Origin of the sequence: Pseudomonas nabeulensis, from assembly GCF_004682045.1 — a bacterium.
GTDB classification, from domain to species: Bacteria; Pseudomonadota; Gammaproteobacteria; order Pseudomonadales; family Pseudomonadaceae; genus Aquipseudomonas; species Aquipseudomonas nabeulensis.
Window position 1 is genome coordinate 17,861 of record NZ_QUZT01000053.1, and the last position, 12,705, is coordinate 30,565.

The 12,705-nt window shown below is 64.6% G+C and carries 8 protein-coding genes; all 8 read right to left on the reverse strand.

Going from position 1 to position 12,705, the window contains the following annotated elements; all coding sequences use genetic code 11:
* Window positions 1-39 precede the first annotated feature (39 nt).
* The 8 genes from DYL61_RS23220 to DYL61_RS23255 are packed head-to-tail and all read right to left on the reverse strand — an operon-like array spanning window position 40 to window position 12,701.
* Entirely contained in the window at window positions 40-1,749 is a 1,710-nt protein-coding gene (locus DYL61_RS23220; protein ID WP_135310264.1) for a formylglycine-generating enzyme family protein, read from the reverse strand.
* Complete coding sequence (locus DYL61_RS23225) at window positions 1,742-2,920, reverse strand: ABC transporter permease family protein (RefSeq protein ID WP_135310265.1); 1,179 nt, start codon at window positions 2,918-2,920, stop codon at window positions 1,742-1,744. Before DYL61_RS23225 ends, DYL61_RS23220 begins: the two co-directional genes overlap by 8 nt.
* A complete protein-coding gene (locus DYL61_RS23230) occupies window positions 2,920-3,624 on the reverse strand; it encodes an ABC transporter ATP-binding protein (RefSeq protein WP_135310266.1) in 705 nt (234 codons plus the stop codon). Before DYL61_RS23230 ends, DYL61_RS23225 begins: the two co-directional genes overlap by 1 nt.
* Window positions 3,624-6,581, reverse strand: a complete 2,958-nt coding sequence (locus DYL61_RS23235; protein WP_135310267.1) for a serine/threonine-protein kinase — start codon at window positions 6,579-6,581, stop codon at window positions 3,624-3,626. Before DYL61_RS23235 ends, DYL61_RS23230 begins: the two co-directional genes overlap by 1 nt.
* Window positions 6,578-7,297, reverse strand: coding sequence for a PP2C family protein-serine/threonine phosphatase (locus tag DYL61_RS23240; protein WP_135310268.1), 720 nt, complete (start codon window positions 7,295-7,297; stop codon window positions 6,578-6,580). The genes DYL61_RS23235 and DYL61_RS23240 overlap by 4 nt, the downstream gene beginning before the upstream one ends.
* Window positions 7,298-7,918, reverse strand: a complete 621-nt coding sequence (gene tagF, locus DYL61_RS23245) for a type VI secretion system-associated protein TagF (RefSeq protein ID WP_135310269.1) — start codon at window positions 7,916-7,918, stop codon at window positions 7,298-7,300.
* On the reverse strand, window positions 7,915-11,415 hold the full coding sequence (gene tssM / locus DYL61_RS23250; protein WP_135310270.1) for a type VI secretion system membrane subunit TssM: 3,501 nt from the start codon (window positions 11,413-11,415) through the stop codon (window positions 7,915-7,917). The genes tagF and tssM overlap by 4 nt, the downstream gene beginning before the upstream one ends.
* A complete protein-coding gene (locus DYL61_RS23255) occupies window positions 11,412-12,701 on the reverse strand; it encodes a DotU family type VI secretion system protein (RefSeq protein ID WP_135310271.1) in 1,290 nt (429 codons plus the stop codon). Before DYL61_RS23255 ends, tssM begins: the two co-directional genes overlap by 4 nt.
* Window positions 12,702-12,705 lie beyond the last annotated feature (4 nt).

Genomic DNA, 12,705 nt, shown 5'->3' on the forward strand with positions numbered 1-12,705 from the left:
CCGCCTGAGTCCCTTCCAAGCTCGCCGTACAGCCAGCGTTCATCGCTGACCGCTCGCTGCGAGCAATTCCTTCAAGATCGTCGCCGGGTCGGCCCGCTGTTGTTTGCGGTAGTTGCCGACATGGCGGACGAACAGTGTCGCGCGCGTCACCAGGCTCTTGCCGAGCACGGGCTTGCGATCCAACTCTTCCTTGATCCGTTGAAACTGCGCCTGGATCACCGCGTCGGTGTAGCGCGTGCCGGTGGCCAGGTTGTCGATGTAAATGGCCACCGCGCCGTCGAGGGCGCTGCGACCATTGGTGATGGCCATGTCGAACAGTTGCGCGCTGGCCTCGTCCTTGTTGTCCTTGGCCTGCTGGCGACTCTTCTGCAAGTTGGCCAGGCGGATGTTGTAGTTGGCGATGGTCTCGGCCACCAACGCGGCCGACTGGATCAGGTTGCCCGCCGCCTCTTCGCGTTGCTGGGCGATCAGCGAGACGTTGCGCTTGAGCTCTTCATTGACCAACCCCAGTTCGGCTTGCAGCTTGGGGTCGACGCTGGCGGCGATGATGCTGTCCAGGCGCTTGGTCGGGTCCTGGGCGTCGTCGATGGCGTCGGTCAGCGCAGCCAGGCGGCCTTCTTTCTGCCACTGGGCGAACAGTTCCTTGTAGCGCGAACGCGGCGCCGACAGCGCACCTATCGCCACGCGAAAACCGGTGGTCTCGTTGCTTTGCTCGGTGCCATCGGCGGCGAACAACGGGTACTCGCGGCGCATGCCGGTGAACAGTGTGCCCTCGCCTTCCAGGTAATTGCCGCCCTTGGCGACGAAGCCACCGTAGGTGCCCTGGCGACGTCCGGCGTGCACCAGCTGGAAGGATTCCTGGACCATTTCCGCCGCGTTGCCGATCACGTCGAACATCCCGATCGGGTTGGGCAACCTGGTGCCGATGGGCATCAAGCGCGCCGCTTGGCCGGTGCCGCCGGCGACCTGGTTGAACACCGCGTAATCCCCCAACGGGCCATCGCTGTCGCTGCCTTCGGCACGGCGTGGGAAGAGTCGCCCTTCCAGATCCTGACGGCTCACAGCCTGACCGCCGCGCGCGGCGAACTCCCATTCCACTTCGGTGGGCAGGCGTACAAAGCCCACACCGCCATCATCTGCCGAAGAACCTCGCCCACTCACCGGCAGCAACTCGCGGTGATATTTCATCAGCCAGGCGCTGTACACCGCCGAGAAACGCTCCGCTTCAAAACGTGACAGCTTCACCTTGGGCAACCGCGCGGCCATGCCCGTCGGCACATCGCATGCCGGTGCCGGTTCGCCGCTGGCCAGCGACTGCGCCTGGGACATCACCTGGGCGTACTGGCGGGCGGTCACTTCGTACTTGCCGATGAAGTACAGCATGGGCTTGAGCGGGGTCTTGGCGTCGGTCTTCGGCATCAAGGGCGCGATGACTTTGTTCCAGTCCTTGGGCAAGTCCTTGAGGGTGAACTGGCCGTTGATAAAGTCGCGGCGGTAACCCGAGATAAACGACTGCTGATAACCCGCCTCGCCTTCGGCAAAGGGGTAGCCGAGGCTGATCTCGCGGTCATCCAGGGTGCCCTGGGCCAACACATAGACGTAGCGGAACAGCATGTTGCCGTCGCACGGCAACGGCAGGCTGACGTCACCGTCCAAGGGTTTTGGATTATCGAGCTTATCGCTCGTCTCATCCGCCCACGCCATCGAGGCCAGGCTCAGCGCCACACAGGCGCCCAGTAACTTATACATCTCTGATTCCTTCAGAAGCCTGGATCCGCGCCACTCGCCAACCACCACAACCCGCCGCCACGGCGCTGACGCCCATGACGGCAACCAGGGCCAGGCCGTAATGACGCGCCAGCAGGTGACTGGCGTATTCGCCCGGCACCTGCACGAATAATGTGTTCAACGCAGTCTCGGCCACGCCATACAGGCCGGCACTGAGTACGGCGGCAAACCCTGCGCTGTACAGCGCCTGCATCACCACAAACAGCAACAGCCCCGCGGTGGAAAACCCCAGCAGGCGCAACACCGATAATTCCCGGCGCTTACGCGCCACGGCAGCCAACGCCCCGGCGAAGATCGCCGCAAACGCCCCGGCCAACGCCAACCCGGCAATTACCCAGAACACAATCGACAGGTTGCGGCTCAACGACTGCACCTGGGCGATGGCTGACGCCTGGGTCGACACCAACAGATTCTGCCCGGCGAAAAACACCCGCAGCGGTTCCACGTCCGTGAGGCTGCGAGCGTACAGGCGAAACGCCGGGTAGATCCGCTGCTCGCTTGTTGCTTCACCGTCCCAGCCCAATGCCGCCACTGCGCGACCGTCGCGATAATCCTCCGCCGCTTCCAGCAAGCTCAGGTCGGCGAACAAACCGTCACGCGCAAAGGCCTCCAGCGGCAACACCGCCAGCACCTGCACCCGCGTGCGCTGAGCCTCGACGCGCCCCGCCACTTGCCGGGCAAAACTGATCTCCAACCCATCACCCGGCCGGGCCGCGAGCTTTTCGGCGGCGGTGTGGCTCAGCACAATCTGGTCCAGACCTTTAGGCATCGGCAGGCCGCTTAACAACGGGTCGCTTGATGCCGTGGGCAGCATTTCCAGGGTCAGCGTGCCGACCTGCGCCGTCGCCGCAATCTGCCGTGTGCGGGGCAGCGCAAACGCCACGTCCTCGCGCTCGCCCAACTGCTCGATAAATGCGCTGCTGAATCGACCACCCCCCAGCGGAATAATTTCACGGGTGGCGGGGTCGTTTTCCAAACGTTCGGTCAAACTGCCAACCAGTCCAAATTTCAGGCCGAAAAGCACCAGCAGCGGCGCAATCACCGCCACCAGCGCCAGCACCGAACAGGCCGACAGCCACGCGTCGTTGCGATAGTCCTGCCAGGCCAGCGAAGCCACCAGACCGAGGCGCATCAGCACGCCTCCCCGAGGGTGGCCGTGACGCCGCCGTCGGTGTCGCGACGGCAACTGATGCGTCGCACCTGCAAGCCACTGGCGCGGGCCAGGGGTTCGTCATGGGTGGCGATCACGCAGGCCGCTCGGCTGTCGCGCGCCTGGGCCAACAGCGCCTGCATCACACGCTCGGCATTCAACGGGTCGAGGGATGCGGTCGGCTCATCCGCCAGCACCAATTGCGGTGCGTGGGCCAGGGCGCGGGCACAACTGACGCGCTGACGCTGGCCGACAGATAACGCGGCGGGTTTCTTGGCCAACTGATCGCTGATCTCCAGTTGTTCAGCCAACCGCGCCACGCTGCCATCGTCTTTCAAACCCAGCAGTTGCCGGGACAGCGCGATATTGCCGCGCACATCGAGAAAGCCCAGCAACCCGCCGGTTTGCAGCACATAGCCCAAATGTTGGCTGCGCAACTGCGCCAACGCGGACTGCTGATCGCCGCGCCACAGCCCTGCAATGTCCTGCTGATGGAATTCAAATTGCCCGACCTGATCCGGCGCCAACACCAGTGCCAGCAGGTCAAGCAGGGTGCTCTTGCCGCAGCCACTGGGCCCGACAATCGCCAATTGCTCACCCGCACGTAGCGCCAGCGCCGGAATCACCAGGCTGTAGCGCTGGCTGCCGATGCCCCGGCTTTTGTGCACCGCGCTCAGGTTCAGCATCACGGCAGCGTCGACAACGGCACGCGGTACAACGCATCGCCCGGCTCGGCATCGCCGAAACGGACCCAGTTGGCCACATCGTTGTGGAAGGTTTCGTAGAGGCGGATTTTCGAATCCAGCTCGTCGATAAAGTCTTCCTGCTCGGCCACGCTCAACGACAACCACAAATCCTGGGTCATGTTCAGTGACTTGCTGCGGTACGGCAGGCCTTCCAGGTATTCGCCAAGGATGCCGCCGTCGGCCAGGTTGCCACCCTTGCGCAGGGCCTGCGGGTCGCGGCTCATATAGGCCGAGGCGCTGGCGATTTCCTGGAAGAAGTCCTTGGGCGAGGTCTGGGTTTTGCGCGCCGCGTCGACGATCAGTTTCAGCGACTGTTGCAAGTCGTTGAGCTGCAATTTGGTCAGCATCACGCACACCTGGAACGCCGGCAGCGCCGGGTTGGTGAGGTCGCGGTCGGCAGTCCAGGCGCTGACCAGTTGCGGCGCCTGGCTGGCGGTTTTACGCCCGAGGAAATCCATGTGCATCGCGTAGCCCACCGCGGCGGATTTGTCCGCCAGGCTCGGTGCGCTGCTCAGCAACGGCACCGGTTGTGGCGTGTTGCTGCGCACCTGATGCACGAGGTTGGCGAACACGCTACCGATCTCGTCCACGCGCTCACCCAGCTTATGCACATCACCACCTGGCACCGCCGTGTACAGGTCGCCAATCTGCGGGTTGGCGTCGGCGGTGAGGATGCGGTATTGGCTCTCGGCACCGGCATGGGTTTTCTTGCCGGCATCGGTACGCAGGTGCAAGGCGTAGATCTTGATCTGCTTGCCCAGCGCCGCCTGGCGCACTTCGGCTTCGTTCATCTGGGTGGCGGCGAACGGGTCATTCTTGCGCAGGGCCCCGGCATCGGTGACCAGCAGGATGATGCGCCCGCCGTAGCCGGACCAGTCCATGCCATCCACTGCCTGCATTACGCCGGCAAACGCATCTTCATTGAACGAATGACTCGACACGGTGGACGCCTTGACCTGCCGCGCCATGTCGAGGAAGCGTTGCGGGTCGCGGCCTTGGTCCAAGGTGATCAGGGTCTTGGACACGTACTCCAGGCCCGGCGTCTTCTTCACGCTGCTGCGAAAACCGACCATGCCAAAACTGACGCTGTCCAACTCGCCACGCTCGGCGATGCGGGTTTGCAGTTCGTGCACCACGTCGCGAATCTGGTCGATATAGGGCTGCATCGACACGGTGGTGTCCACCACCAGCACCACGGCTGTGCGGAAGGCATCAGCGTTGGCATTGATCACCGGCGTCGCAGGTTTCACCACGGCGCTGGTGCCTGGATCGATGGAGGCCACGTTGAGCAACTGCACGGGCGTGCCGTTGTCGTCGAAGCTCTCTTTGGCATCGAAGATCGGCAACAGGTAGAACTGGTTCTGCGGCACGGCGCTGGCCGTCGGTTCCAGGGCCAGGACCTGGCTGTTGTCCTCACTGTTTTTCTGCGCCTTGGCCAGTGCGCTTTTGGCAGCGGCGGGATCAGCCAGCAGTTTTTCCACCTCAGCGGACTGACGCAGGAACATCACCGGCGCCCGCCCCGAACGCTCAGTGAATTTCAGCACCAGGCTTTGCTTCCAGTCGCTGACCTGGGACGCCGGTAGCCAACCGTCGCTGCGTCCATCGGTGGCAGCGCCGACGCGCACCCAGGGGCTGCCGTCGATGTCCTTGCGCTGGTAAACGTAGAGCACCGAAAACGCCGGCAGCGCTTTGCCCGGCGCACTGCCGGCCTGCGCTGAAAGCTTGGCGCCCGGCTTGCTGAGCACGCGCTGGAACAGGGTTTTCTTGCCAGCCATCAGCAACGGGCGCTGGCCGCCATCGACTTCAGCCACTGGCGGCGGCGCAATAGGTACGACGGCGGCTGGCGGTTTGGCGTCCGGCTCATCGCTCCCGCTCAACCACCAATAACTGGCTCCGCCAATGGCCAAGGCAACCGCCACCGCAACGCCCGCCAGCGCCAACACCGGACCGCGACGTTGTTCGCTGTGTTGGCTTTGCGGCACTACCGGTTGGCGCACCGGCTGCGGTTTATCGGTGGGAATCTCGATGGACTCCGGGGTGATGCCGCCCAGGTCAAAACTCACCGGGATCGGCAACGGCCGCACCAACGTGGCTTCCGGCGAATCCATCGGCAACTCGTCCAATGCCCGCAACAGCGCCGCTGCATCCGGGTAGCGCTCGGCCGGGTCCTTGGCCAACAGCTTGCGCAGTACCTCCTGATAACGCCCGTGATGCACCGGCAGTTCCGGCAGCGGTTCGGTCAGGTGGGCCAGCGCCGTGGACAGCGCATCGGTGCCGCTGTAGGGCAGCTTGCCGACGAGGATTTCATAGAGCACCACGCCCAACGCATACAGATCAGCGCGGCCATCGATCTCCTGGCCTCGCGCCTGTTCCGGGCTCATATAGCTCGGGGTGCCCACGGCAAAACCGGCCTGGGTGAACTGAGTGCGATCGTCCAGCGACTTGGCAATGCCGAAGTCCGACAGCACCGCCGTACCATCGGCACGAAACAGAATGTTCGCCGGCTTCACGTCGCGGTGCACCAGGCCTTGGGCATGGGCATAACCCAGCGCCGAGGCAATCTGGCGGATCAGCGTCACGCCCTGCTCAGGGGTCATGCCGGCGGCGATGCGCTCCTTGAGCGTGCCGTTGGGCAGGTATTCCATGGCCATGTAATACAGCTCACCGACATTGCCGATGTCATGGATGGTCACCGTGTGCGGGTGCGACAGCCGCGCCAACGTCTTGCCCTCACGCAGGAAGCGCTCGCAGAACGTTGGGTCAGCCGCCAGCGCCGCCGCCATCACCTTCAACGCCACCTTGCGCTCCAATGAGCGCTGGGTCGCCAGGTACACGCTGGCCATGGCGCCTTCGCCGATCTCGCCTTCGATGTCATAGCCAGGGATCAGGATGTTCATGGGCAGACCTTCACGACGAGGGTGGTGATGTTGTCCGGTGCGCCCCGATTGAGCCCCAGGTGCACCAGGCTGCGCACGATTTCGTCCGGCGTGTCGTGGCTGAGTACCTCGCGGATTTCCTGGTCCTCAACGGTTTTGTTGAGGCCATCGCTGCACAGCAGGTAGCTGTCGCCGGGGGCGATCAGCAGGTCGACGGCGGACAGCTCCAACTGCGCCTCCACACCAATGGCGCGGGTGACGATGTTCGCGCGCGGGTGGTTGCGGGCGTCGGCTTCGCTGAGCAGGCCGCTGTCTTGCAGGTCTTGCACGTAGCTGTGGTCGCGGGAGATGCGTTCCAGCACGCCGTCGCGCAGGCGGTACAGGCGACTGTCGCCCGCCCACAGGCACACGCCCCGCAAGCCACGTGCGGCCAACAGCACCACGGTGCTACCCATCAGAGATACGCCGCGGTTGGCGGTTTCTTCACGCACGGCGGCGTTGATACGGATCAGGTCATTGCGCAGCGCCGCCGAATATTCCTCCAGCGAGCGCCCCACCGGCACGCTTCGCAGGCTGTCGACGATCAGGCTACTGACATAGTCCCCCGCCGCATGCCCGCCCATGCCGTCGGCCACCACCCACAGGCGGTTTTCCGGCAGGTCCAGGCACGCGTCCTCATTGACCTGGCGCACCATGCCCACATGGCTTTTGCTCGCGGATTTGTACGTCGCCCCCATCTACACCACACCTTCTTGTCCGAGCAAAAACTGCGCAAAATCGTCGGCGGCAGGCAGGCCCTGGCACCGTGACAAACCCGGCGGAATCCGTTCCGAACCCCGCCCCCACCACAGGCTGGCGCCCACACAGGCCTGTGCGGCCAGGGCATTCATTCGGCCCAAGGGCTCCGTGGCAGCCACCGCTGGCTCACTCGGCGGAACCCCCAGCGCGTCGACGCCCGCGTTAAAGCCTTCAAAGGTCGCGCCCGCGTCCAGCGTGCTGAGCAACAGCGCTTCGGCCTGTTCAAACCAGGCGTCCGGACCGCCCACCAGCGAAGCCGGATTGCTGTCGTGATCCAGCAGCGCCACCACCGCCAGCGGAAAGTAGCGCCCGACCCGATCAATGCTCGGCATCACCACCCCCACCGCCGCCTCCGGCCCGCACACACCCGGCGCCAGCACAAAGCGCCACAACGGGCTGACCAGGTACGCATTGAGCCATTCACCACCCAGGCGGTTCTGGGTGGCGAGCAAACCTGCCGCCAGCCAACTGTCCCACGGGCCGATAAAACTCTGGGGCAAGCCACGGCTGACAAAGTCCCCGCGGCTGGCCAACTTGCCGTAAAAACCCAACGTCGTCATAGCCGCTCCGGCAGGCTGAACCCGCTGAGCACGCGACTCTTGAACGGGTTGAACGCACTGTTGGCGCGCAGCTCGTAAGCGATGCTCGCGCCGTCGACCCGCAGGCGCAGGTTGAATCGGTCCGGCGAATTGCCGGCCGTCAGGTCCGATTGCTCCAGCAGGCGAAACCAGGCCCACGGCCCGTCCAGGGTCACACCGGAACGGCCACTGGCGGCAGGCGGCATGATGGATATACGCACCACACCGATGCTGCCGGGGTTCGGCCATTGCATCGCCACCGGGCGGCTGGGGCCGTGGTCGTAGCTCAGTTGCTGGCCGTCGAGGTCGAGCAGGAACTGGGTAATGGTCGGGTCCATCGATACCGGCTTGAGCTCAAAACGCACGATGGGCTGCGTGCCGCCGGCGCGGAAAAACGCGTCACGAATCGTCGCCGCCCGCTGGAAGGTTTGCAGCACACCCGGCGAGATCCCCAGTTTCTGTGCCGCGCCCGGCTGCCAGCGCCAGGTCTGCGCGGACGTGTCCACGTAAGGTTGCAGGTATTTGCGGAAGTAGTTGTCCATCACCCCGCCCACGCCGAAGAACTGGCCGAAGTCATCCAGGGTGGCGTCCCGCGCACTGCCCGGTGCCAGCGGGTAACGGCCGGCCAACGACTGGCGATACACGTTGACCACTTCACTCATCCAGGCCGCGTTCAGTTGGTTACGCACCCCGCCCATCATGCTGTTGGTGGTGGAGTTGACTACCGACTTGACCATGCCCTGCACCAGCGGCGGCTGGCGTTCGGCGTTCAGGCTGACCCGCGTGGCCGCCGCTGCCGCCTGGTTCTTCGCCTCACCGAGCAACGCATCGCCGCTGGCGCCGACCATGGCGCTGACCTGCACATACAGCGCGTTCATGTCCGACAGCAGGCCGTCGATAGCCGCCGGTTCACCTTCGTTTTTGCTGACGATGCTGTTGAGTTCGGCAAAGTGCGCGGTCACCGGATCATCCGCGGCCTGCGGCGCGTTGGCCGTCGGTTGCTCCTGGCCGAGCAGGCTGCCGAGGCGCTCCTTGAGCTTGTCGACACCGCCTTCGACCGGCACGCCTTTGGCCGCCAACTGGCGCTCTTCGGCTTGCAGATCGGTTTCCTTGGCCACCGCCACCAGCAGTTTTTTCAACGGCGAGGTCGGCCCGGAAATCACCCGCAGTACATCGGCGGCCTGGGCCACGCTGGTGATCGGCACGAAGTCGATATCCGCCAGCAAGGCATCCCATTGGCGCTGGTAATCCTGGAAGTACAGGCGGCGCACATCCCCGGCCAGGCTGACCACATTCTGTTGATCGGCCTGCTCATGGCCCAACACCCATTGCTCTTCAGCGAGGGTGCCGGTCTGGTTCAGGCTGCTCAGCAGGAACGCCTGGCGATAACCCTTGGCGGTGAAGAACCCGCTCAGCGGCTCGCCCAACGGCTTGCCGCTCTTGCGGCTGAACACCAACGCAGCGTCACGGCCAGCGGCTTCATTGAGACGGAAATCCGGGATGCCGTCGGGCAGCTTCTGGCGCTTGACCCGGTCGTACACACGCTGAGCCACCGGCAGCTGTTGCAACTGGCGGCGCAGGTCATCGATCAGTCGTGGGTCAAGGCGCGCATTCGGCGGGTGACGCTCGAACAGCGCCTGCAAGTGCCCAGCCAACGCCTGGCGCTGATCGGCCGGCAGGTCGCGGGGCAGGTTGCGGTCCCAGTCGAGGGCGATCCAGGCCTTGATGAAGTCCGGGTCGTAATGCTCGGCATCGGCGAGCATCAAGTACGCCTTGAGGCCTTCGTAGAGGAAGTCGGAGTTGCCGCCGCCGTGCAGTTGTTCTTCGATACGCGTCACCAAACGCGGCGCGAATACCGCAATCAACAACTTGCGGTAGACGCTGGCGGACTCGGCTTCGAGCATATCGCCCTGGTACAGACCAAGGCCCTCGGACCAGCTCGGCGAATCCCCCGCCAGGTTCTTCACCGCATTGAGCAACGGCAGCACAGCAAGGACTTCACGCTGCGCCGGGCTCAGGCTCTGCACGGCCTGGCCCAGCGGCGCGACCTTCTGGTCGACCTGGGCGATATACGCCTGGTTGGCGCGATAACTCACCCACCACAAGCCACTGACCACCACCACCAACGCCACGGTGGCGGCGAGCACGCCGCGTGCGATCCATTTGCGGCGACGCTCGACCTTGGGATTCACCCCGACCAAACCACGCTCGGCAAACGCCACCGCAGTGAACAGTTTTTCGATGAAGTAGCTGCGCCCGGTGCCGCTCTGGCGTGCCAGGTGCTGGCGGTCCAGGTTCATGCTCTGGGCCATGGCGCCGATCAGTCGATCAATCGGGCTGCCTTCCTGGGTGCCGCTGGTGAAGTACACGCCGCGCAGCAATACGCGCTCTTCGAAGGCATTGGGTTTGAACACACCTTCAAGGAAGCTTTGCAGGCAGTCCTTCAGCGCGCCGAACTGTTGCGGGAAGCCGTAGATCAGGTCGCGCCGCGCCGGGTCACGCTCCTGTTGCAGACGCTCCACCAAACGTTCGTTGAGGCGTTGCTCCAGCCCGGCGAATTCGCTTTGCAGGTGGGCCAGTGGACTGTCGCTGTTTTTGCCGTCGTCGAGGGCAAAGGTCATGCCCCACACCTGGGCGCGGTCTTCCTTGCTCAGGTTGTCGAAAAACTCCATAAAGCCCGGCACCAGGTCGAGCTTGGTCAGCATCAGGTAGATCGGGAAACGCACGCCCAACTGGGTGTACAGCTCCTGGATACGCAGGCGAATCGCGGCGGCGTGGGCGGCGCGTTCGGCGTCGGTGCCCAGCAGCAAATCCGAGAGGCTGATGGCAATGAACGCACCGTCGATGGGACGGCGCGAGCGTTGCTTTTTCAGCAGGTCGAGAAAGCCCAGCCACGCGGCTTTGTCCACCGTGGAGTTGCTGTCCTGGGTGGTGTAGCGGCCAGCGGTGTCGAGCAACACGGCTTGATCGGTAAACCACCAATCGCAGTTGCGCGTACCGCCGACGCCCCGCACGGCACCCGCGCCCAATTGCGCGGCCAACGGAAAGTGCAGGCCGGAATTGACCAACGCGGTGGTCTTGCCCGAACCCGGCGGGCCGATGATCACGTACCACGGCAGCTCATACAGATTGCGGCGTTCATCGCCGCCGAGCTTGGCCTTTTTCAGCAACGCCAACGCTTCGTCCATGCGCTGACGCAGGGTGGTGAGTTCTTCGGCGGTGGCCACGCTATTGGGATCGGCCGGGGTTTCGGCGGCCAGGCTGCGCATCACTTCGGCGGCTTGGCGCCGCGCCTGAATGAGGCGGAACACGCGGTAGGCGAGCCACACCGCGAACACCAGGATGATCAGCGCCCAGCGGCGCCCTTCCGGCACCAATACGTCAAGCAACGGCCCGACAAACCAGATGATCAGGCTCAGGGCGATCAGCCCCAGCACGGGGATCACCCAGCGAATCATAAAACTGAAAAACGCCTTCACTCGACGCCCTCCGCCAATACGGTGATTTCAACCCGACGATTGCGGGCGCGGCCTTCGGCTGTGCTGTTAGTGGCCACCGGCTCCGTGTCGCTGCGCCCTTCGGCGCTGAAACGATCGGCCTGGCCAGTCTTGGCTGCGAGCATTTCCAGCACCGACTTGGCCCGCGCTTCCGACAACGCCCAGTTGGACGGAAAGCGCAGGGTGGCAATCGGGCGGTTATCGCTATGCCCGGTGACGCGTACCTGGCCCTTCACCTTGCGAATGGCATCGGCGATGCGCAGCATCAGCGGCTGGTAGTCATCGACAATGCTGGAGCTGGCAGAGGCGAATAGCTCGTCGCCACGGATGGTGACCACGGAGCGGTCCACTGCATCTTCCACGGCCACGCGACCGGCCTTGATATCTTCGACGAGGAAGCCCGCCAGACGCGGGCGCTCGACCACCTTGGGCTGCGCCACCGGACGGTCAATGGCCTGCACCGGGATCTCGCCCAGGGCGTGAATGCTCTTGAACACCGGCTCCGCATCCGACGCCAGCTTGAGACGCAAGCCAAACAACAGCGCCAGCAACAGCGCCACGCCAATCGCCACGGCGATCCACGGCGGCATGAATTGCGCCAGGCGGTCCCGCGCTACGGTCACGCCGCGCCAGTGGGGCGACAACTCGCGTTCGTGTTCGCCACGGGCGCTGCGAATCGCCGCAGCGGTGCGCTCACGCAGCGCTTCCAATTGGCTGCGGCCGTCGTTCATCACACGGTAGCGGCCTTCGAACCCCAGGCACATGCACAGGTACAACAGTTCCAGCAGGTACAGGCGTTCCCGTGGACTTTGCAGGCAGTGGTCGAGCAACTGGAAGACTTTTTCGCCGCCCCAGGCTTCGTTGTGCACGGTGATCAGCAGGCTCTGCTTGCCCCAGTCACTGGTGCTGCCCCATGGCGTGCTCAGTACCGCTTCATCGAGGGCGGTGCACAGCGCGTAGCGGGCCAACAGCACCTCATTGCGCGCCACACCGGCGGCTTCGGCGCGTTCTTCGAACTGGCGCAGGTACGCCAGCAATTGCGCACGCAGGCTGGCCGGCGCCGGGTGGGCGATGGTGTTGCGCAGGCGGGTCAGCAACGCCAGCAATGGGCCGGCGGCGCTTTCCAGCGGGTTGAGGCCCTGGCCCTTGCCGGTGAGCATCGGCGCGGCCGGCATCGACAAAGGCGCAGGCTCGGCACGCGCAGGTTCCGGCGCACGGCCACCGGGGCGCGGCATGAACTGGGTGCGGTCGTCATCATTGGGGTGCATCGCG